16 protein-coding genes are annotated in these 24,347 nt (G+C 31.9%); 6 read left to right on the top strand and 10 right to left on the bottom strand.

Translation table 11 applies throughout. The features are described 5' to 3' along the window. Positions 1–167 precede the first annotated feature (167 nt). Both AC5KOD_RS16305 and AC5KOD_RS16300 read right to left on the bottom strand, forming a co-directional pair. Positions 168–1,757, bottom strand: a complete 1,590-nt coding sequence (locus AC5KOD_RS16305) for a type I restriction-modification system subunit M (protein ID WP_496915639.1) — start codon at positions 1,755–1,757, stop codon at positions 168–170. Positions 1,758–1,811: 54 nt separating this feature from the next. Continuing rightward, on the bottom strand, positions 1,812–4,799 hold the full coding sequence (locus AC5KOD_RS16300) for a DEAD/DEAH box helicase family protein (RefSeq protein WP_496915638.1): 2,988 nt from the start codon (positions 4,797–4,799) through the stop codon (positions 1,812–1,814). Between the two features lie 416 nt (positions 4,800–5,215). On the opposite strand from AC5KOD_RS16300, the gene AC5KOD_RS16295 reads away from it, so the two are divergent. Beyond that, a complete protein-coding gene (locus tag AC5KOD_RS16295) occupies positions 5,216–6,295 on the top strand; it encodes a hypothetical protein (protein ID WP_496915637.1) in 1,080 nt (359 codons plus the stop codon). A 370-nt stretch (positions 6,296–6,665) separates the two neighbouring features. Here AC5KOD_RS16295 and AC5KOD_RS16290 read toward each other — a convergent pair whose 3' ends face one another. Continuing rightward, positions 6,666–7,178, bottom strand: coding sequence for a hypothetical protein (locus AC5KOD_RS16290; RefSeq protein WP_496915636.1), 513 nt, complete (start codon positions 7,176–7,178; stop codon positions 6,666–6,668). Positions 7,179–7,819: 641 nt separating this feature from the next. On the opposite strand from AC5KOD_RS16290, the gene AC5KOD_RS16285 reads away from it, so the two are divergent. The 3 genes from AC5KOD_RS16285 to AC5KOD_RS16275 all read left to right on the top strand — a co-directional run bounded on the left by AC5KOD_RS16285 (position 7,820) and on the right by AC5KOD_RS16275 (position 10,330). Further along, positions 7,820–8,749, top strand: a complete 930-nt coding sequence (locus AC5KOD_RS16285; protein ID WP_496915635.1) for a helix-turn-helix transcriptional regulator — start codon at positions 7,820–7,822, stop codon at positions 8,747–8,749. Between the two features lie 94 nt (positions 8,750–8,843). Further along, entirely contained in the window at positions 8,844–9,776 is a 933-nt protein-coding gene (locus tag AC5KOD_RS16280) for an alpha/beta fold hydrolase (RefSeq protein ID WP_496915634.1), read from the top strand. Then, entirely contained in the window at positions 9,773–10,330 is a 558-nt protein-coding gene (locus AC5KOD_RS16275) for a YdeI/OmpD-associated family protein (protein WP_496915633.1), read from the top strand. The genes AC5KOD_RS16280 and AC5KOD_RS16275 overlap by 4 nt, the downstream gene beginning before the upstream one ends. 67 nt (positions 10,331–10,397) lie before the next feature. On the opposite strand, the gene AC5KOD_RS16270 is transcribed toward AC5KOD_RS16275, so the two are convergent. The 3 genes from AC5KOD_RS16270 to AC5KOD_RS16260 form a co-directional block, all read right to left on the bottom strand. Next, positions 10,398–10,814 (bottom strand): DUF8743 domain-containing protein, encoded by a 417-nt coding sequence (locus tag AC5KOD_RS16270; protein WP_496915632.1) that lies wholly within the window; start codon positions 10,812–10,814, stop codon positions 10,398–10,400. 145 nt (positions 10,815–10,959) lie between these two features. Then, positions 10,960–11,526: a DNA/RNA non-specific endonuclease gene (locus tag AC5KOD_RS16265; RefSeq protein WP_496915631.1), complete on the bottom strand. Its 567-nt coding sequence runs from the start codon at positions 11,524–11,526 to the stop codon at positions 10,960–10,962. A gap of 28 nt (positions 11,527–11,554) precedes the next feature. Then, a complete protein-coding gene (locus tag AC5KOD_RS16260; RefSeq protein ID WP_496915630.1) occupies positions 11,555–14,965 on the bottom strand; it encodes an AAA domain-containing protein in 3,411 nt (1,136 codons plus the stop codon). Between the two features lie 1,146 nt (positions 14,966–16,111). Here AC5KOD_RS16260 and AC5KOD_RS16255 point away from each other — a divergent pair. Beyond that, positions 16,112–18,121, top strand: a complete 2,010-nt coding sequence (locus tag AC5KOD_RS16255; RefSeq protein ID WP_496915629.1) for an AAA family ATPase — start codon at positions 16,112–16,114, stop codon at positions 18,119–18,121. Continuing rightward, positions 18,108–18,974, top strand: coding sequence for an HNH endonuclease family protein (locus tag AC5KOD_RS16250; protein WP_496915628.1), 867 nt, complete (start codon positions 18,108–18,110; stop codon positions 18,972–18,974). Before AC5KOD_RS16255 ends, AC5KOD_RS16250 begins: the two co-directional genes overlap by 14 nt. A gap of 421 nt (positions 18,975–19,395) precedes the next feature. On the opposite strand, the gene istB is transcribed toward AC5KOD_RS16250, so the two are convergent. From istB to AC5KOD_RS16230, 4 genes are all read right to left on the bottom strand, one after another. Then, entirely contained in the window at positions 19,396–20,142 is a 747-nt protein-coding gene (gene istB, locus AC5KOD_RS16245; protein WP_496915627.1) for an IS21-like element helper ATPase IstB, read from the bottom strand. Between the two features lie 12 nt (positions 20,143–20,154). After that, positions 20,155–21,375, bottom strand: coding sequence for an IS21 family transposase (gene istA, locus AC5KOD_RS16240; protein WP_496915626.1), 1,221 nt, complete (start codon positions 21,373–21,375; stop codon positions 20,155–20,157). A 310-nt stretch (positions 21,376–21,685) separates the two neighbouring features. Further along, entirely contained in the window at positions 21,686–22,279 is a 594-nt protein-coding gene (locus tag AC5KOD_RS16235) for a response regulator transcription factor (RefSeq protein ID WP_496915625.1), read from the bottom strand. Then, a complete protein-coding gene (locus AC5KOD_RS16230) occupies positions 22,276–24,237 on the bottom strand; it encodes a sensor histidine kinase (protein WP_496915624.1) in 1,962 nt (653 codons plus the stop codon). The genes AC5KOD_RS16235 and AC5KOD_RS16230 overlap by 4 nt, the downstream gene beginning before the upstream one ends. Positions 24,238–24,347 lie beyond the last annotated feature (110 nt).

Genomic DNA, 24,347 nt, shown 5'->3' with positions numbered 1-24,347 from the left:
TCGTACTGTAGATGTTCGTATCATTTTAAAGTTATTATCATAGTCAACTATTGGTGCTGTAGCATGTTTTGTGTCGGTTACTTGACTAAGTTCTCCTAACTTACGCAGTTCCCATGCGTCAGAAAAGCCTTCAAATCGGATCATAGGTACGTTTTCGTTCTCACCTTTCATCGAAATACCGCCTTTGTCGCTTCGATGATTTCTTTTGTATCGGGCGTTATAGCTAACTCATCTAGTAATGATAGGAACTTACTTTCAGCCTGTTCAATTTCAGCATTCAAAGTAACCATTTCTTTGCTCAATTCTACTAAATCAATGGGCTCCTCTTCCTCAAAGGTATCAACATAGCGAGGTATATTCAGATTATAATCATTTTCTTTAATCTCATCTAACGTTGCAATATGAGAATACTTCTCGATTTCCTTGCGATTGATCACCGTATCAACAATCTTATCAACATCTTCTGGACGCAAATGGTTTTGGTTTTTCAACTTCTCAAAATCTTTACTTCCATCGATGAATAAAATATCCGATTCAATCCTATGCTTTCTTAAAATTAATACACAGACTGGAATAGATGTATTTAAAAATAATTTATCTGGGAAGCCGATAACTGCTTCAATTTGATGTCTATCAATAAGTGCTTTACGAATCCGCCCCTCTGCTGCCCCACGGAATAACACACCATGAGGAAGAATAATCGCCATCCGTCCACTATCATCTAAGTGATACAAACAATGCAGTAAGAATGCATAATCCGCTTTGGTTTTAGGTGCCACACCATACTCACGCCAACGAGTATCATCTTCACGGTCTTTGTTATTCCAATGTGCTGAATATGGTGGATTTGCCATGACAGCATCAAACATACGAGGATTATCTTTTCCCTCTACAACACCATCCGGCCAGTCACTTTCAAGCGTATCTGCATGATTAATACTGATATCATTATATTCAACACCATGCATCATCAAGTTCATCCTTGATAAGCGATAAGGTGTAGCATCTTTTTCTTGTCCAAAATACTTAATCATACCACGCTTATGAGAGTTTTTCAGATAACTTGCTGTTGTAAGTAGTAACGAGCCCGAACCAACAGCAGGATCATAAATAGAGAAACTCTCTTGATTTTCTCGACCATATGTCAAAATCCGAGCCATCACATCGGAAATTTCTTTTGGCGTATAATATTGCCCCATATCTGATGCTAATACGGTCGCAAACTGCGCAACTAAATATTCATAAATATCAGAAACAGTATCGTCACTCCCTGATAAATCAAATTCAGATGTCGATAGTAACTCAATCATAGAAATCATCACACTAGCACGAGCTTGTGCGTTAGCCCCTAAATCAGCACTATCAAAACGCATGCCATCAAAAATACCTTCAAAATCGCCTTTAGCTTCAAAAGCAATTTGCTGATTAAAATGACCAAAGGCATCTGTCATCATACCAATATTAAAACGATCTTCATCAATTGCTTTTTTCCAATCAACAAAAAAATCAGTAGGTTGTATTGCATAACCTAGATTCTTTTTCATATAATCCAAAGCCTTAGCGGAATCTTGAGAATAAACACTTTCCCATGTTTCACCACGTAAGACAGATTCTAACCAGTGAGTCGCTTTTTCAGATAGATATTTGTAAAATAAAATACCAAAGATGTAGTCTTTATATGCTGTCAATCCAATTTGACCACGCGTTTGATTAAGCATCGCCCACATTTTAGTTTGTTGTTCAGTCGATAGAGCCATTTATTTTTCCCTCTTTCTCTTGTTTGCTACTTTTAATAAAAAAACAGAATTGACTTATAGTGAATTGAAAAATGACATTAGCTCTTCTTCAAAATTTGACGCACCAAAGAATCCAATATTTTCTTCCTCTTCAATCGCATGCACAATATCTGCAAGCATCGGATTATCAATAAGCGTATGCCCTGGTAAAAATAAATCAAATGCTTCTACAATCCGATTTCCGTTAACATCTTGATTAGCCGCCCAACGACGTATCTTCAACTCTCGGCTTTCAGTCCGATATTTTTTACGTGTCTCACGAAGAGATTCGGTTGTAAAATGTTTGGTAATTTCTCCAGATTCGATATCATCCGCAATTTCATTTATTTCTTGACGACTCTCATCGTTCATTGGTCGGATATGCTTATCAATAGCCTCTCTATTTGTTTCAGTTTTATTATCTATAAGCGCATTCAAGAGCTCAACTAGTCTATCATAATCAATTATTTCATGATCAAATAATTCAATACCTAGTTTTATTTCAGTAATGTCTGGCCGTTCATTAGGAGGTAGTTTCTCTCGGGCATCATTTAATCGAGCTTGTAAAGCTCCAAATTCGCCACTATTTGAAATATCAAGTCGAACTATCTTCCCAGTTGGTTCTCGCTTTTCATCTAATTCTTCAATTTCGCTACCAAGCTCATACCCCTGCTGCACGAGGCGTTGAATCTTATTTTGGGTAACCAAAGCCAGATTTACAAACTCTTTTAAATCACTTTCGCCACGAGGAACCTGGCTAAAGTCATCACTAGCAAGTTCCTTTAATCTGGAAACTGCTGCTTCCAAGGCATTTATTTGTTGGCTTTGTGGCTTGGCTAAAATATCATCATTTTCTAAATCCTTAGGAAGCTGGTTGTCTGTCTCATCCTCTGCAGCTTGAAGTGTATCATTTCCGCCCCTCGTATAAATACGCAGGGCGTTTTCAACAAATTCTTGCATGGCATCCCCTTGTCGATAAAAACGTACTTTTCCATGCGGTTTGCTATTAAGGTCCAACGTTCGGTTAGTTCGTGACATTGCCTGAATAAGCATGCCTTCCTTAAGCGTTTTGTCCATATAGATAACATTAATATATTTTGAGTCAAAGCCTGTTAATAATTGATCTGAAACAATGACTAAATCCAATCGATCTTCTTCTTTATCTTGATTATAGGGTTTCTTTCGCGCCAATCGTTTAGTAATATCTAGCATATAGGCACGCGCTGGATCTTTAGCATTTAAAATACTAGGAACAGTAAATTTTTCAGTATAATCCTTAATTGCTTTTTTCAGCGCCTCATTTTGTTCTTTTGTGCCAGGCTCATTGGATTCATCACGCGAAAAAGTCATTGCTACATTTAAATCTGGGGCCTTTTCTTTGAAAATGTTGTAATAATTCATAACAGCCTGCTTACCAGAAACTGCCAACATTGCTTGAAAGGCATTTTCTTTGCGCTGTCCTGCAATTAACGCCCCACTAGAAGTTTTCTTCCAATTTGAGAGGATGTCTTGTACTACCTCTTGTCGATAAATATCACTTTGATAGACTTCTTTTTCATAGTCCTTCTCAGAAAAATCAGTTTCTGGATTTTCAACAACCCAATGAGGCCGAAAATACGTTACGTCAAAGCCCAGTACGTTCCCATCTCCGATTGCATCTTTAATCGTATAGGTGTGCAGTCGTTTACCAAAAATATCATGTGTCGAAATATCACGAGACGTTTTGACATCATTTATTTCATCACTATAGAAGTTAGGCGTGCCAGTAAAACCAAACCATGTTGTTTTCTTGAAAGCCGTTTTAATTAGCTGTACCGAATCACCACTCGCGCTTCGATGAGCCTCATCCATGATAATAACGTTCCAATCATCATTTTTTAATCCATTCTTCACAGCTTTTGTTAATCCTTGAACAGAGATGAGTAATATCTGAGAGGCTCCCTTATGTTTCAATTCTCGCTTTAACTCGGCGCCATTCACCTTCTTAATTCGCTTTTCAAAATGGGCATAAGCAAAGTCCTTAAAATTTTCAAGTGTTTGATCAATCAAATCAACACGATCTACGATAAACAATACATTTCGAACTCTAGGGGCTGAGGCTAATAATTGAGCAACCTTAAACGAAGTAACAGTCTTACCAGATCCGGTAGTATGCCAGATATAGCCACCTTCTCTTTGAATAAGGCCACTAACTTCCATTTCTTTCATTCGCTGTAAAATTTCTCGTGTTGCTTGAATTTGATAACTACGCATAACCATCAAATTATCACTTGAGGCATCTGGAATCATATTAACCGTTACCAAACGGTGCAAAGCAGGAATTCCCATTACTTGATGAGCAAACTCAAAAGCATCTGTGATATCCTCATTCTTCTCATTTCGCCATCCAAAAACAAATGTCTTATTGTAATTCTCAAACGCATTTGGTCGTGCAAAATAATGAGCCGAATGTTGACTCATAATAAACTGCACCTGTACAAAGGCAAATAACCCTTTATATAATCCATCACCATCATACCCTTTTAGTTGCTCAAAGGCGCTCCACTGATTTTGTAAATGTTCATCTTTTTCTTCAATATGCACAACAGGGATTCCATTAATGAGCAGTGCTAAATCAATAACTCGCTTCGTTGTTAATCCTTTAGGTAACTCATTAAACGTTACCTGGCTAACAATTTCATAACGAGAGCGGCCACCCGCTACATCATCCCCATAAAAAATTTCAATTTCTAATTTAGAACCATCATCACGAGTGATAGGAAGCGAGCCAACGCCTCCTGCACCTACTAATAAGAGTTGAGCATCATAAGGCGTTCGGATGTACTGTAACGCTTGAAGAACTAATCCGAATTCAATATCAGATAATAACGTTCCATTTAATTTATGGGCATTTATTTCATTTAAAATATCTCGCCAATGCTGTTCAAGCTTTTTTATACTCACGTTGGAAAAGTCTTTGCTGTATGTCCAGCCTTCAGCTTCGAGTTTTTTTATTAACGCTTCTTCAAATTTCGCTTCTGCCAATTCAATACTTCCTTTCTCCAATTTACACAAAACTTTTCTGTAAATAATTATTTTTCATTTTATTTAATGATTACGCAGTAAAAAAGCGTAAGTATAAAACTATTATATCATGGATTCAACTATATATTTTAATGGACGTAAAATAATTTATAGTTCCATAAGTTGGTACTTGTCACTAGGTTATGGAGACAATATGCTATAAATAAATCAATTAATAAAAAAATTTTGAGATTTAAAGGCACGTTATGTTCTTCCAAATTATAAAAACTTTTTATTATCTACTAAACGTTTCTACATAGGTGATTTCATATAACAATGCCAATAATAGTTTGAAAAAGTTTTTTTGAATAAAAATGTCTTTTATAATAAAAAATTGGTATAATTAAAGGAGATTTTAATTGAAAGGGGATTTTATATTGAAAAAGTATGGGTTAGTAGGTAGTATTTTGTTAATATGTCTATTTTTAAGTGCGTGTGATGGAGGTGCTAAAGACATGGCACAATACATAGATGTAAGTTTTACTGGTATGGATACAAAAGGAAAGGCTACATATATTTTAGATGATAAGAAATTATTGAAAGATACGTTAGATTACAATATTGATGAGGCACCAGACGAGAAAATTGCGGAAGAAATGAGTTCAATTTATTCATCTTATAAAATCAAGCTTGACAAAACTGAAAATCTATCTAATGGTGATAAAGTCAAAATTACTATTACAGTTGATACTGATAAAACAAAGAAGATTAAATCTGGTGATAAAATAGTTAAAGTGTCTGGCTTGGAAGAGCCTAAAAAGTTGACCAGTGCTGAGGTAGAAAAAAATCTTGTTTTGAATTTTACGGGTGTTAGTGGAAAAGGACTTTCCAAGATAGATAATATGTTTGATGAACCATTGAACTATATTGATTTCGAAATAGAAAATGATGGTGAACTAAAAAATGGGGATAAGGCAAAAGTCATCTTGTCGAAAGATGCTGAGAGTCGACTGTTCGAAAAAGGATATATTATTGATGATAATTTTTCTCCCCAGTTTGAGGTAAAAGAATTAGATGAAGTAGCAGAAAAAGCGACAGATATTGCTAATGTAGAGGATATTAAACGTATGATTGATGAAAAAACGAAACGTACATATCAGGACATGAATGCCGATAACTCGTGGGGATATCGCTATGAAATAAAACAAGAAAAATTAATGTATAGACAATTTTTGAGTGGTAAAAATGAAGAATCATCATTTTGGGGAAACAATGGATCTGACTCGAATGGAAATCTAATTGGAATTCACACAATTAAACAATATTCAGGGGGTACAGAAAATAAATTAAAAGAAACTAAAACTGCTATCATTGGATATTCTAATATAGTATTGGATAGTGAAAAGAAAGCAAATGTTGCTGATATTGAAAAAGTCAGTTCAACCAAAGATGATACATATTCATTGGAATCTGTAATCAAACTATACGAAGGATATGGTTATGTAGAAGTCAAATAAGATGGATTGTAAAGTGAGTAGCCTAATTTAGACTGCTCACTATTTTGATTTGCTTGGTATGGGTATGGACGTGCTCTGATTGTGTTATTCCTTCATAATTTATTTTTCGCACTGTCACCACATTTACAATAATCTAGATACTCACCTAAACCACCGATCTGCTTTCTATTTATAGTTCATTTTTACATTTTTTAGCTAGGGGAATTACACTTAATTCTATTTTGTCCACTCCATTTACATTTTCTATTATCAAGTAATCAGTTGAGTAATCATAAATCATATAATTATAAATTGTGCCTATTCTTAGCGATTTTCAACACTTGGACGATCAGTTACTAAAAAATATTTATACTATTACTATAATAGAAAATTACTCTTCAAAAAGGACTTCAAAAATTTTCTTAACCAAAGAAAAGGCTATTTTATAAATAGTGTATAAAACAAAAAACAATGATATAAGTCCAAAAAAAGCTGCTAGCAGATTCGTTTCTGTACTCTCCTTAGGTTTTGAACCAAAAAGAAAGTGTATAACCGCTATATAACTTTTTCTAGCATCTGAAGTTGAGATAAGGTCTTGATATAACGCAAATAGAAATCCAATAAAAAAGCCTCCTACAGCTTTCAAGTAATAACCTGTGCGTTTCCCCCACCACTTTTTCAATTCTGTCCGGCTTTTTTCTTTATTTTTCCGGCACATATATCCTACCCAAATACCTTGTCCAATCACAGCAATTATAAATGCTAGTCCTATGCCTTTTAATGAGTAATCAATTGATTGGCTACCACTCTGGCTGAATAGACCTACATTCATAGTCGCTATTATAACTAAACCAAATATTGACCCTTTAATTTTTCTAATCAATCTACTCTTAAAACGACTCATTGTAATAACTCACCTCACTTAAATAATATCTGGAATGGCAACACTTTTGTAAATAATAGATTAGTGCTTTCAATATCCAACCTAAATTCATTTGATAAGCTACTTCTTTGAAATATATACATCCCGTAAAATAAGTCGGAAATATATATCTTCTCTAAAGATCGGAATAATTAAGAGTACTTGTGGGACTTTCAGCTTGGGTTAGCTGAAAGTAAAACGGGCACTCTTGATTATATAACAGGATATATATAGATGAATAATGTTCACTGTTAATAGTTGAATGAATCGTACCTCAAAGTACAGGCAAAAATTGTATCTTGGTATTCTATAGATTAAAATTTGGCTTATTTAGTTGTATTTCAAACTTAGTACTAAAGTTGTTTCTTTGTATTGATAAAAATTGGTTTTATTATGTTCAATTGATATAATAAATCAGGAGGATAAGTAATGATAATTAAATTATACTACCCTAGTTTTGAAACAAATGATATTAATTGGCTAAAGTATGTATTGTTGTATAAAAAAGTGCAAACAATAGTACCTATATACATCCCGTAAAATAAGTCGGAAATATATAGTCTAAAATCATCTGTTTGAATGAATTATTTTAATAAATAAAAATAAAATTTAAGGAAGAAAAAATGAAAATAGAACGTATGTTAACCATCATTGTGATGTTACTTAATAGAAATCGTGTAACAGCGAATGAACTGGCCGAGAAGTTTTCAGTATCAGTCAGAACTATTTACCGTGATATTGAAACAATCAATCTAGCTGGCATTCCTATTATTTCCCATTCTGGAAACAATGGTGGATTCAGCATTTATGAGGATTATAAATTAAATCATCAAGTTCTGCCTCTTAATAATCTGTCCTCTCTCCTCTCTATTCTCAAAGATATTAATTCTACACTTAACGATATTGAGTTAGATTCATCCATAGAAAAGTTACAAAATATTGTTCCTGAAAATAAGACAGATGATTTTAACCTTCATTTGGAACAAATCATTATCGATTTGCATCCATATGGAGATTCTCCTAGTCAAAAAGAATTGGTAAAGACGATAAGGAAGGCCATTAAGCAGAGTAATCTACTGACTATTGACTACAGAAATTATAATAATATCGCCAGTAGCAGGCAAGTTGAACCAATGTCACTCATTTTCAAAAATTACACTTGGTATTTATTTGCTTACTGTTTATTAAAAGAAGACTTCAGACTATTTAGAGTTTCTCGTATAGATGGTTTCCATATTGAAAATCAATCATTTGAACGTCGACAACACTCCTATCACGAGAGTGTGCAATTATCTAACGAGCAGACAGCAATGACAACAGTTATTTTGAAAATAGCTCCTATGATGAAGGCTCGTGTGGAGGATGTTTTTAAAGAAGAAGACATTGAAGTATTAGAAACAGGTGAACTTCTTGTGACAGCTACATTCCCCGAAAAAGAATGGTTATTCTCTCTTATATTTAGCTTTGGAGAACATGTAGAAATCCTAGCCCCAAAAGAATTACGTCAAAACTTTGCAGCAAAACTTAACTTGATGTCTGAGAAATATAATTAAATGGATTTCTGATCTCAAACCTGACATACTACTGTCACACCAACATGATAATATTGTGGTGTAAGATACTTTTAGTTAACGAGGAGGAAATAAAATGTTAAACAATTATGAATTCCCAACACCAAAACTTATCTCAGTTAACGATATTGAACTAGAGATTTTTGAAGCTGGTGAAAAAAATAGAAAGAAACCTATCGTTCTTTGTCACGGTTGGCCAGAGCATGCCTATTCTTGGAGACATCAAGTAACTCCCCTTGTAAAGGCAGGTTATCACGTTATCATTCCTAATCAACGAGGTTACGGAAATTCATCTTGTCCAAAAGAAGTCACAAAATATGATATCGACCATTTAACAAGTGATCTTGTTGCTATATTGGATTACTATCACTACAATGACGCCATTTTTATGGGACATGATTGGGGTGCAAGTGTTGTTTGGAGCATGGCTTTACTACATCCTACACGAGTTAGTAAAATGATTAACTTATCCTTGCCCTACCAAGTTCGTGGTGAGAAACCGTGGATTGATTTTATGGAAGAATTTTTTGGGGATAATTACTATTTTGTTCACTTTAACAAACAACCAGGTATTGCAGATGCTATATTAGATGAACACCCATCACAATTTATTAACAATCTATATCGAAAAAATGTTCCCTCACAAGGTTATAGTGACGGAATGGAAATGATTGATTTGGCTAATACAGCCACGCCATTAGGTGAGCCTGTTATGAGTGAGAAGGACCTTGATGTTTATATCTCAAGCTTTAAAAAAACAGGTTTCACTCCAAGTATCAATTGGTATAGAAACCTGAATCGTAATTGGCATATATTAGGCGAGGTATCGCCAATTATTCATCAATCAACATTAATGATATACGGTGAGAAAGATATCATCCCACCACTTCCCAATATAAAGGATTTTGTACCTAACATCGATGTTAGAACTTTAGACGCTGGTCATTGGATTCAAGAAGAAAGACCTAAAGAGCTTAATCAAATGATTTTAGAGTGGCTAGAACAATGAGTAAAATTAAATTTTTTACCGATCAAACAGAATTTATTAGTTGGTTGGATACTCATCACCAAACAGCTAATGAGCTTTGGGTAGCTTTTTTCAAGAAAAAAAGTAAGAAAGTAAGCCTTACTTGGTCTGAATCAGTAGATTGTGCGCTAGCTTTTGGTTGGATTGATGGAATCCGGAAAACAATCGATGAAGATAGTTATAAAATTCGTTTTACGCCACGTAAGCCTAATAGCGTTTGGAGTAAAGTCAATGTACAAAAAGCGCAAAAATTGATAGAACTCAATCAGATGAGACCTGAAGGATTAACTATTTTCAATCAAAGAAATGATCAAATCGGTTATTCATCCGCTCAAAGAAACGCAACTCTATCGAAAGAATATCAAGATAAAATCAGAAAAAATCCAACGTCTTGGAAATTTTATAATCAACTTCCACCTTCTTACAAAAGAGATTCTATTTGGTGGATAATGAATGCAAAAAAAGAAGAAACCCAGCTAAGAAGATTGAATCGATTAATTGTTGCATGGGAAGAGAACGACATGTTAAGACCATAGTTTTTATGACCTACTAAGAAAATATAAACTCAATTTAAAACTATTTCATAATAGTCCACAACAGAAATCATTTAAAAATTTCAGATAATTTTTTTATTTTTTTTAATGAAGCATATCGAATACTTTGTGGTGCTAAATTTGGCTGATCTAAATCTAACTTTATAGGGTATTCTAATTCTTTAGCCTGCCCTTTAAACAGAATTTTCTTATAACCAAAATAATTATCAGAATCAACAATTTTATCAACTTCCGCCCAATGCGTGATTGCAGAAATAGGATTCGTTTGATAAGCCGCAATGTATTTAATATGGTCTAGTTTAATTTTGCTAATTCGGAGATCATACCATTGATTTTTCCTAAGGAAAACAACTCTAAAGCCTTCCTTTCTGGCTGAAACTATAATTTCTAACGAAACATCTTTGTCATCCATCATATTTTTTATTTCTTCGATATAATAAAGGACCTCCTCTTCAAAAGGCTTCATGGTTTCCAACGTTTTTTAAGTTTTCGTATTTTAATTCCTATTTCTACAATTGACTCTAGATTTAAACTTTTCTCTTCTAAATTTAAATCTAGAGTCAGCTAAGCTTCAGTGGCCTAGAAAGACAGAAGAAGTCAGGTATCTCCAATTATTTTATTTTCTCTACCGTACTGGTAGCCAAAATGGTTATGTTTTTAAACTTTACTTGTACCGCTCTTACCTGTTTTTTAACGTTTATAGCAATTTCTTCAGAGGGGGCTATTGTTAGTTCTACATAACTACAAAAAAAATCACTCTCATCATAAATTAAATTAACCTTATAAAATACAGGAAGAGACATCTCTTCTAAAACAATTTTCTCTATGGGCCACATCAGTTCACGATTCAACTTTTCAGTACCAATGAAAAGATTTTGGACACCATTTGAACCACCCAAACACTTAGCAATGATATGACAAGCATCCGTATTTTCAGGTTTATTTTCCCAATTAAATAGTTTTTCTTTAACTCTTTTATCAACTCGACTTGTAACACATGTTTTTAAATCACTTGATTTTATTTGTCTGTATGCAGTTTTTGTGTATCTATTTTGATGAGCTATTCTCCCATTTTTTTCAATTTCATTTCTTTGTAAAGTCACAGTAGACAATAGATAGTCATCCTTATAATTTAGTAACGATAGTTCTATCTTTCTTACTAAGTCATCAATTCTCAAACCTAATCCCCCCTAATTTTTATTTATTTCAATCTCTGATAGACTTCAGCGAACTTTTATTAATCACTCTTTCTTCTAATAATGCCAATCTATTCTCAATCATTTCACCAATATCTTCACCATAAAAAGCGATTGAGGTATCCCAATTATAATACTGATAATCTTTTTCTCTGCTAGCAGAAAACCAGTTGAATGAACCGTCCACTAAAGCAATATCATCTATAATAATCATTTTACTGTGAACACGATTCAAATCAATTAACTGAGCACCTGTTTCTTCCAATAACTTTCTACCTGCCATGTAACTTGGTTGTCTGCTTTGGTTAATTGCTGGAGTCGTGTAGACAAAAATATTTTTTCCAGCATCAACTTTTTGTTTCATCAAATCCAATAAATCTTGACAGTAATTATTTAACGTATAGTAAGAAATATAAGGTGAAACGATATGGAGAAGTTCTTTTGTTCTATTGAGTAATTTCACTAGATACTCATCATGAGCAGGAACTCCTTCTATTCTTTGAATGTTCCCTTCTGATGTTCTAGTGTATTTTTCTAACCCATGAATTGCATTATTTTCTGAAGAAAAAACAATTTTTGCTAATTGGGTGGAAGGTAAATTTCCTTCTAAATTAAAGATAGTTGTATCACCAAAAATTAAAAAGCTATCTTTTGCACGAGACACAGCAACATTCAACATATGAACGCTACGATCAAAAAAGTAAGTGCCTTTATAAGAACTATCATAAACTGTTGAAAAAATCACCACAGATTTTTCAGCACCTTGTAAGGCATGGACTGTCCCAACAACAATCTCATCTTCTTTGAAACCTAATTTTTTTAGTTCATTGCTTATCATAATTTTTTGCGCTTTAAAAGGTGTAACGACTGCTACAACATCCCCAACTGCATCCTTATGATACATTTTTAATAAGTTTGCTTTTTCATCATTAATCCAACTGGCAATTGCTTTTGCCTCGATCATGTTCGCCATGCTGTTATCTTTTCGGATCATTTTGCCACCGATGTGTCCATAACCCATCGGTGGCAATTTCCCATCATAATAGGCTTCTTTTTCTTCACGTTTTGGTTCTAATTTTCCATCATAAGCTAGAGTGTTACAGTAAGTAATAATTTCAGGTAAACATCTTCGGTGTTCACTCAAAAATAAGCCGCCATTCAAATGTGCGTATTTATGAAACTTACTTCTTCTTTGAGCAACTTCCATCAAATTACCACAAGATGTCGATAATCCACTATTCATGAATTGAGACATCCCTTCTTGACTAGCAGTAAGCAAGTTAAGAATATTACCTTTATCTACCTCTTTCGTCATATTCCAAATAGGTTCAATTTGCTTCGTATCACCAACAGCTAAATATTTTTTTGCTAAAGAAAGGCTGGCCGTACTTATCTCAGGGCTAACTTGTCCTGATTCATCTGTAATGAGTAAATCAATAAAATTAAACATCGGTTTATAGTCATAAGAAAAAAATACAGGAACTTGGTAAAGTGTGCCCACAATACAAGGAGTTAACATCGCGCTTCTTACCCATCTTTGTTGGTATTCATTCATATTTTGGATTGATTTAGCTAATTTTCCTTTTTCTTTCAACTTTTCAATAGATATAAGCCATTCTGCTTCCCAATAATGTGTTGTAAGGACAAATAGCAAATACCTAATTGTTTTGTCTAAGTGTTCATTAAACTCGATGTCATCCATCGCTGTTGCTATATGATATTCTCCTAACAATTTTTGATAGTGCTGCACTTCAGTTTTTAACTCGTCATATTCTGTTTTCAGACGCTCTTTTTCAGCTAGTAAATCAGTTGCTGTTTGTCTTTCTTTTTCTAATGAGTTTTCTAACTCCTCAATTGAAACTAGTTTATTAAGCTGACAAAACTTTTGTTTTCTTTCTTTTTCACGCTTTTGCTTCAAATATGGAATTATATCTAAAATACTACCTGATTTAGAATTAAATACTTCCCATTCGGTGCAAATCGCTTTTAATGTCTCAATAGTTTGATGACTCTCACTTATTAGTTGCTCTTCCTTCTGTAACTGATTATTTATTTTCTCTAATGACTCTTTATATGTTCCTTTTTTTGAATTACATGCAACAAGTTTTTCCAAATCCCTTGCTAAGGTGACTAACCAAGAATGTATTTCCTTTTTTACTTGTTGGACAGTACACCCTTTTTTATTAAAACTCTCTTCAAAACGTGACAAAAAATAAGTTTTTGCATTTTCAAAAAATTTAATTGATTCGAGTCTATCTAAGTATTCAGTATCCTCACTGCTAATTTTGGCATGCATTGAGGATAATGACTCCTTGGAATAGTCCTTTTTGACAATATATAATCCGTAACTGTCTAACGTAGGAATCCACCGCTCTTCAAACAAACCAAACTTTTCTTTCAATGGCTGAAACTCTGGCAAGTTTGGGAGTTGATTTAAGTCAAAGCTCGTTCCTTGGCTTACATCCATTTGAAAACTTTCAATGACATTGGTTACAGCTTGATTATTAGTTGAGGAAACAACACAGATTGGTGGTTTTCTCCCCTCAATAGCAGCTTTAATCCAATTTGTGGCAATGATACTTTGTAGCAGCGTCGTCTTTCCTGTTCCAGGAGGACCTGTAACACCTATCATTTCACCCGTATTTAATGTATTCATATGGCGAACGACTTCTCGTTGACTAAGTGAGAGACCAAATGTTGGTTTCATTTGACCAAAATGATATTTATCCATTTCTATTTGTTTGTTTTCTGACAGTAGATTGGGCTCTGTTTCAGAGTCCATCTCACTTAAAAAATTTTCTAACAGTGGTAAATCGCCACTATGCTTGGTTATTGAATCATAGAGTTTTACAATTCTATGTGCTGCTCCACCATTCGAGGTTCCCTTAAATACTAATGTATGATTATCTACTTTTTTATACCATGAAATCTTTTTTAACTCCGTTATTTTTTGATTAGTTACATACTCAAATAGTTCGCTTGTCAATTGGACATACTCATCCCAAGATAATTCCTGAAATGAATGACTTTCTATAAACTGAAGATAGTCATCATTTTCCCCAATCACTGACAGCTTTGAGTTTTCAACTGGTGCAAGCAATATTCTGGGAATCCAAGGGACTCCGTAAGTAACATGTTTCAACTCACCACTTTTTGCAAGACGCGCGGGTACAATTAAAGGATATAGTCTTTTCTCTTTTTCGCCAGATCCAGATTGCATTTGAATAGGAAAAAGAAAAATGTCGATGTCTTCTTCGTCCTCTTCAAACAAACGATTAATTGTCTCGATATCCAATCCTTTGACTTCTCCATTTAGATAGTCTTGAAAAGAAATTTGAAGTGATTTATTTTTTGTTGGTTTTACTTCTGATAAAGAAGCTTGTTTTAAACTTGCTGTATAATACTCAATAATTTTTTTCATTTTTATTTTCATCCTATCAATATGTAGTAAATGTCTTATTGAATCATCTCTAACTAAATCATAGAACAGATTGAGAGATAATAATATAGAAAATGACAATTTATTCTTATATTTTGTAAAAATAGCATTTTTTTACAAAATATATCCTTTTATGTACTGAAACTTAGCATCAAGATGTAATCAATACACTGACATTTTAGCAATGTATGTAAACTCATGTTTCGCTCATTCATTGATTATATGCTCATATCACGAGCAATTCATCTAAAAATACTGGTCAGGATTTTGTCGTTATGATTACTCATCAGTAAAAAAGCTAGGAAGTTCTGATATCAAGATAAAATAAAAAAGCTAAAAACCTTATGTATAAAGGCTTCTAACTCATATCTAAAGACTATCCGACCGAACCTTCCATTTAGAAAAAACGTCACCGAACTCTCCAATAGCCGTTGGAATAATTTTCCGACTTTTATCCTTATATGTGATATATGTACTCATCTTCTTGATTTTTATAGCTTTTTTTTAATTCAAATTAATCTTTATTATAACCATATTTTATAGATGAGACACAATTATCTAGCTTAATTTAGCAAATCAAATTAAATAAAAAGGAGGAGATTTTCAAAAAATTGTAATGAAGACTCTATGGTCGAACGTTTAAATAGATTTGAACCTTTACTTTTAAAAGAAGCTTCTCGTTATGGTCAATTAGATCCAAACTGTTTACAAGTTCTTAAAGGAAATTTGACCAAACATGTTCATATCTATGAAATTAGAAACAAATCTTAAAAAAAGGAGCTTTTTCAATAAATATTGTGAGAGCTCTTTTTAAAATTAGGAATTTTTAAAGTATTGTAAACGATCGACTGGTATAATAGAGTTAGCTTTTTTTAGATTGGAGACATGCAAGGACAGAAGATAAAAATATATCCTTCTTAAAAAAACAAGAAGGAGACTTATATAATGTTTTGGTAGATCTCAAAAATAGTTTGAGAAACTTTTACATATTTTTTCAAGATGAAACAAATTATCTTAAGAAAAGAAAGATTATTAACAAAATAAAACAACTCATTACTTGTACTATTTCTCAATACAGTTTAACTTCAGACATCAAAAATAAACTTAAAAGCTGAAAAAGGAGAAACTATGCTTGACTTGACTAAAGAAAACAAAAAATTATACAAGGACATTATTAAAATTTCTTTGTTAGAAAAAAATGATTTCAGAAACAGCGATCTTATTCAATCACCGATATTAATCTATGATGAATCCATTATCCCAATTAATGGAATTTGCCCTTTTTGCGGAGGTAAGTATTCAGCTCTATATATTTCTAATTTTAAACCTATTGATAAAGATTTTTATTCTGAAATAAAAACAGACCCAGAAATGTATGATTTAAAAAATAATATTTCCAATAAGATTATTATTTGCTCTGACTGTTTAGAATTTAAACGAACAAAATATGAATTGGATAATAGCCCATTATTAAACCCAATATTCTCTTATGAAAAAATTGATAGACACTTATTTTATGATGAATTTGGTATGATTCAAAGTTGGACTAATAGAGGTTGGGCGACAATTGAAATTTTAGGGCTAAATAGAAAACAATTAGTAAATCAACGAAGTGAAATATTTCAAAAAGGAGGATTACCTAAAATTAATCATCCTAGTAAAATATTTAATCCTATGAATGATTTTGAAACTGAGTTTCTAGAAGTTTGGAGACAGTTAATTCTTTCAGAAGCTATTAATGAATATTTCTTTAAACAAGAGTATATTACTATATCAAATATTGAAGAGTTAAAAAAAAGAAAAAAAAACTTCCTTCGAAAATTTAATTCTATTTCCAATAATAAAGATAAAAAAATAATTGTCGACACGCATTATAGAAGAATCACTTCAAATAATGAAGAAATTCAAATTGATACTTATTCTCAAAATATAGAATCTTTTCAAATAGAAACTGTAGAAATTAAGAAATTTAAAAATTTATCATCAGTTAAATTTAAACTATATAAATCTAATAAAAAAATTGGTCAATGGACTTCAATTCTTGGCGAAAACGGTTCTGGCAAAACTTCAATATTACAAGCTATCGCTTTAACTCTTGTTCCTAGATCTGAGATGTTATATAACATCGAGAAGCTAGGCCTGAAAGATGATATATTTGATTGGAATGTAAAAATAAATTCATTTTATCATGAAGATGAGTCTGTTTACCTTAGAAAAAATAAATATGAAAAAGTTAAATATCCTCTTGTTATCGCTTACGGCTCTGTTCGATTAAGTGATGGAATTAATGCTAGCAAACCTGATAAAATACATTCAATTAGAAATTTATTCAATTCAAGAAAAAGTTTAGCGAACCCTGAAATGTATCTAATAAGTCTATCCGAAAAAAGTTTTAGGTTAGTTACTAAACAGATCATTTATATTTTTAAGGATGAAATTCATATTTCAAGAAATGATAATAATGTTTTTTTTCATCTATCTAATAATACCTTTTCTTTTAAGCAACTTAGTGATGGTTATAAAATTATTTTGTCGCTAATTTGCGATATAATGAGCACAATAAATAAACGATATAAATCATATGAAGGTAAAGCTATTGTTCTCATTGATGAATTAGAAAATCATCTACATCCCAAATGGATTATTGAACTACCTCAAATATTAAAAGAAGTTTTTCCTTATGTTCAATTTATCACTACTACTCACAATCCTTTACTGATAAAACAACTTGAAAGTAACGAAGTAATCATTATTTCAAAAAAAAATAGTGATTCTACATTTAATGTACGAACTTTTAATAACAACCAACCTTTAAATGCTTACAGCGTTGATAACTTACTTACAACGGACTTTTTCAAATTAGACAATACAGACCCAAAACTAAACTCTGAAATAAAAGAATTATATTTGAGAATGAATGAGGATAAAAATTTCACTTTTGAGGATTACAAAGCCATTTTAGAAAAGAAAAAGATTAACAGAAGATATCCTGGCACGAGAAGAGAATATCTTTATCAATACCTACTAGATGAAATTTTGAAAGAAGAAGACAATAGAGCTTTAAACAGCAAATTATTAGAGGAAATAAATATTTTAGCAAAAAATATTGTCGCAGGTGATGAAAATGAACCGATATAACCGACTAAATGAACCATCTAATTTAGCTCGCGCAAAAATAAGAGAATTAGTAAGAATTCGGACTCATTTAGCCTCAGACCCCTGCTTATTAACATTTGATTTTAGAGCATATAAGGCAACGGGAGTAAAAGAGAGACTAATTGGAGAAAACCATAATAAATGCTGTTATTGCGGAAGTATTTGTGATAATTCTCAAAATGACTTTCATATTGAGCATTATAGACCAAAAAAAGACGATCCTAGAAGAATGCATTTAAATGCAAATGGACTAGGTTATTATTGGTTAGCTTCAGATTGGAGTAATCTTCTATTCGCATGTGAAAAATGTAATGGGCCAAAAAGTTCTCAATTTCCTTTGATAAATCCAAATACAAGAAACTTAACTTCTGAAAATATAAGTTTAGAAGAACCTTTATTATTAAATTTTTCAGATCCTAGTTATATACCAAAAGAGAATTTTAGTTTCTCTGATGGTGATATTATCGGACATACAGATGAAGCTTTATCTACAATTAATATTTGCCATCTTTTCAGAACACCATTGATAGAAAAAAGAAAATCAAAAACAACTTGTTTAAAAACTAAATGTCGTGATTTTTTAAAAATTTTAAAAAACACAAAAAAGCCAATAATTATAGAAACATTGGACTATAGAATCGATGACTTCGATATTGCAAATGATTTTTTTAACACATATTTAGCAAATTTTCCAAATAATGATCATGAATTCTCAGTGTTAGAAACTCAAATATTAGAGGAAGAAATTTTAGACTCTCCTTCATCTATAAGTACTTTTAAGATTCTTTTAGATAACGAAAAAAAGCAAATAAATAATTTTAAACTAAAAAAATAAAATCTCTTAACTCAGTATTTTTTAATATTTATAAACTTTAATTAAATAAACAACTGATACCGTATAGAAAAACTATTGACACAATTTTTCTATACGGTTTTTTGTTCTTCAAAAAAATATTCTTTAAATACTATATTTTAAATTTATGTTGTTTTTTTCTAACGAACCATTATATATATGAATCACAAAATTCGCTTGACCTTTGACAACTAAATAAAATATTCAAGTACATTCCTCTTTGTAACAGCACTTGTATTGACTACGCCATGATCTTTTAACAAAGCGAATACTAGTCAAACTAAAAATAAGGTTGTTCCTTATCTGCCATGAATGACAAAGATATTAATGATGTCAATAGCGGTTTAAAAATGTAGTTTTATGGCGGTTTGAAATTGTTGGAAAAAGGCGGTTTAACTTGTCCTTATTTTGGGTTTAAACCATGATTTTTCAAGCGATACGATTTACCAGTTATCCGTATAACATGGGAATGATGGACCAAGCGATCTAAAATAGCTGCTGTCACTGCGGGGTTTTTGAATACTTCTCCCCAACCAGATAAAGGGGTATTTGTTGTGAAGATTGTTGAATGCAACTCATAACGCGCATTGATTAATTGAAAAAGTAAATGAGCTTCATTTTTTTGGATAGGTAAATAGCCTATTTCATCAATAATTAATAGATCGTAATGAGTATAACGTTTCATCACCCGTTCAATTGTCCCTTTTTCATAGGCTGTTTGAAGCTTTTGAATTAACTCCTGACAATTAATAAATAAGGTTCGAATGCCTTGCTGACAAGCTTCTATACCTATTCCTGTCGCTAAGTGACTTTTACCTACACCTAGACTACCTATAAAAATATTATTTTCATGTTTACTTAAGAAGCTCATATGTCTTAAATCTAGGACTTCCTTTTTATTGATACTAGGTTGAAAACCAAATTCAAATTCGTCTAAATGACGGAGTTTAGGAAAGCGTGCTTTTTCAATGGCACGCTTTATTTTGGTTTCTGCTCGAAACACAATTTCATTGTGTGTTAATTCGAGTAACGCTTCTGTAAATGGAATAGTTTTTTTATTAACTACCTCAAGGTAGTTAGGGAAATATTCTTTTGTTTTATGCAGTCCTAATAGTTCAAAATTACTTAGTAGTTGTTGATAATTGCTCAATGTTTAAACCTCCTAAATGTTGTCGTACTGAGATAAAGACTTCTCAATGTAGTCATAAATGTCTTCATCTTCTTTATCTTTGAAGACGTCTGATTTTAAGATGCTATACATGTCATCATTTGTATAATTAAATTTTTGATTACTTTGTAAGTGCGATTTAATCCGTTCTCCTTTATAATAAATATGTAGTTGATTATCGGTATCGAGTTCTATTTGAACCTCTTTGCCAATATAATCAGGTGAGACAGAGTATTTACATTTTCTAAATTGAACCATTGACTCTCTAGAAACGATACGGCTAATATCATCTTCGAAATAGGGAGTCAGTAGGTTTGTGTTTAGTTGATGCAGATGCTCTTTTTCTTTTGTTTCCCACAAATAATAAGGGGGTTGGTCTATCGCTTGTGACACTTCTTGATTCAGTTCTTCATTAAAATCATTGACTAGTTGAACCAATTCAACACCATCGTTAAATTCGTAATTATAGACTCGCAATCGTTCCATCATTCGCGCTAATGACTCCGCAATTCCTTTTGTTTGAGGACGATAAGGGCGGCAGGCGATGGGCTCGAATCCCGCATCTTTACTAAATTCATAAAATTTATGGTTAAAGACTGTTTTAGAGAACTGGCTGCGAGACTGATCAACAACAGTGCGCATGTTGTCAAACCATATTTCTCTTGGAACACCTCCGGTGTACTGAAACGCATCATCGAGACATTCGAATAATGTATCTTGCTTCCGATCAAATGTAACCGTAATAAATTTAAGCTTCGAAAAACTCAAGACGTAAAGAAAAATATTAAATGTAAAAACTTCGCCATTCTTACTGATTAACTTCATATCTTCTTTCCAATCAACTTGTGCTGCAACTCCAGGACGGTGTTCAACGCGAATGGTTGCTTTATGCTGTCTCTCTCTTTTTGTTTTTTTACAATAATCGCGAACAATGGTGTATTTTCCTTCGAATCCTTTCTTTTCGATAAACTTAAAAATAGCCATTGCACTACACCCGAGTTCTAATTTTTCATCAATCATTCCTTTGAAAGGATTTAACTTGCTAGGTCGCTGATTCGTTTTTCTTTTAGTAGGAAGTTGATTGAGCTTTCCCAGTTCATAATATCTTTTAACCGTTCTATAATCACAACCATACTGTCTAGAGAGTCGGTTGAAATTAGGTTTTATATCATCCATTAAATATTTTTTAACTCCTTCTCGTACATCTATTCTCATTTCATTGCTCCATTCCGTTTAGCTATGAAATAAGTGTACAAAAAAATGTAGGAAAAACAACATTTTCAAGTTGCCATTTTCCTACATTTTATCACCGCTATTTACACTGCACAAAAACAACTAAGCACAGACAAAAAGACTTCATCATCCCAATAACCACAAGAGTTTGTTGAATATTATTTCGATGTCATTTAAGTACAAAGAGTTAACATGAGCTGTTTAGTAATAATTCTACTTCGCTAAACATACACATTAATAATCAGTATGTTTCTAAATTAAGGAGTGATAAACTTGGTATATTTTTTTAGTATCAATAGCCTTTTACTCTAATAATTCCCAATTCAATAGCTTGAATAATCGCCGAAACAGTTGAGTTTACCCTTAGTTTATCATTGATAGATACAAGATGGTTGTTTACAGTTCTTCTACTAATCTGAAGGCAATCCGCTACCTCTTGTTGCTTAAGACCTTCTGCAACACATTTTAAGATCTCTTTTTCGCGTTCACTAAGTAAATCTATTGAACTTTGATCATCTGGCAGCAGATTGATTCCATGATATATTTTTTTTAGATCATCATATAATTTTTCGATTGTTACATTTTTATTTAACAATCCCCATGCACCTGATTTTATTGCTTCATTCTTGTATTCAATCAAATCAAAGCCTGATAAAAAAACTATTTTTTGATTCGAAAATTTTTTAAGAAGCTCTTTAGATATATCAAACCCACTTAACTTCCCGATGTGGATATCTAATAATACTAAATCTGGTTGCTCATTTTTCATTTTATCGAAAAAATATCTTGGCTCAGTAAAACTAGTAATTGAGATATCCATTGGCCGAAATGCAATTTCAAGACTCTTAGAAAAAAGTGCATGATCGTCTAGTAAATATACTTTCATGAATCTATCCCCTCCTTTGTAATAGGTAATGTTATCGTAAATTTTGTTCCATGTGGTTTTATAGATGATACTTTCATTTTTCCGTTTAATGAGTTAACTTCTTGATTTATTGATAATATACCAAAATGTCTATTTTCAAATTCTCTGAGTTTTATTTTACTATAATCAAATCCTATACCATCATCTTGTACAATACTTTCAATATAAAATTCACTTTGAATAAGCGCAACAAGAATTTCTGTTGCTTGAGAATGTTTAAGAGCATTGACAATTAATTCTTGTATAATTCGATAAATATGGAACTTCTCTTCTTTCTTCAGATGAGTTTCTTGTGGGCAATAAAACTTAATAAAGATAGATTCCTGCTCATCATTGAACTTATCACAAAGCATTTGAATGCTTTGTGATAAGTGGGCTTTTTCGATTGTTGAAGGATACAATTCAAATATTTTGTCTCTAAAAGTTTTGTTTAAAGCATCAAAAGTTTCTAATATCAATTTCTTTGTTTCTACATTTTCAGTATGCATAGATTCGGTTAATTTTTTTAATGCCAGAATGTTTTGTAAAACATTGTCATGGATAAAAAAAGAAAAATCTTTATGAAAATTTTGTACCCTATTTAAATATTCGTAGTTCACATATTCATCATACGATAAGCTTTCTATTTTTAATGCTTCTTGCTTAATATCATACAATCTTTCATTTTCAATAATTATTTTACCAACAACACTAACTAAATCATTTATTGATTCATATTTTATATTTTTTAAACTAGGATTTTTTTCATTACTTATGAGCAGCCAACCTAAAACTTTATTGTCCTCAAAAAAAGTAAATTTTCTAAATTCATTGTTGCGATAGTGAAATGTTTTAGAGTCGTGTTCAAATTCATCAATAATTTTATTTGTTAGAATAAGTTTTGAGAATTCTCCTACACTAGACAAAATATAGGGTTGGGTCTGATCCCTCCAAACAATTAAATGACTATCTATATCATGATATTGTAAGAGAATTTTACTAATTAGGGTGCTTATCGAAGACAAAGTTTTTTCTTTACTGATAGTTTGTACAAGATCAATCTTTTCTTTTTGAAAATCTTTTTTTCTTTGTTTGATTCGTCTTACCTCAATACTACTCAGGTACCAATTTTTTAAATAAAGAATAAACAAGATCAGACAATAGAAAATAGAAATAAAATAAATATCAAACATAGAAAGGCGAAGAAAATAAAAATTAATAGTGAAGAAAGCCCCCATGCAGATAAGATGTGTGAACAGATTTACGGCAATTGCAACCTTGCTTAGCCAAATTTTGTTACGTTTTACTAAAATAATACCAACTGTAATTGGGATAAGAAAAAGAATTAATCCACTTAAGATTGAAGTCGAAATAATTAACGAAAACAGTGACAAAATTAATATCCAAATCAAAAGAATCTGCTCTTTTTTAGTTTGAGTGGTTAATCTATCTCTACCTTTAAAATATAAGAATAGGCAACCAAATATATCGAAAATAAAGACTGTGCTTACCATCCATATAAACTTTTCAAAATTGAGAAATAATAAAACGAGGACAAACATAGATTGTATAAATAGAAATTGATTGATTCTTTTTGAAACAGATGAGATTGAATTTAAATTAAAAGTGACAAAAAATTGATAACTTAGGTAGGGCAAGAAGGAAATCAATATAGATGTAATAGGATTAAAAAAGGAAATGGGGATTAAGCCCATTACTAATAAAATTGAAGTAATTAAAATAAGTAAGACGAAGTATCTAACATTTTTCATATCCCTAGAAATAAAAATAATAATTGTACAAAAAAGAGTGAGAACAATAGTAATTGGAACAACAATTGCAGATTGTGAGTCATTCAAATAGCCAAACTGCTTAATAGTAAGTAGAGATAGCGCCAAAAATATAAATAAGAGCAATAAATAGGTGAATTTTTCCTTCATATGCTTTTCTCCAATCTAAGTATTTTTCACTATTAATATATGTTCCTTACTTAAACAAAAAAACTATAGCTTATCATTTTTTTTACAATAATTCTTTATAAGGAAACTAT

It is taken from the genome of Vagococcus sp. WN80Y (assembly GCF_059621045.1).
Note: the sequence above shows the minus strand (reverse complement) of the source record. Positions and strands in the feature narration are given on the sequence as shown.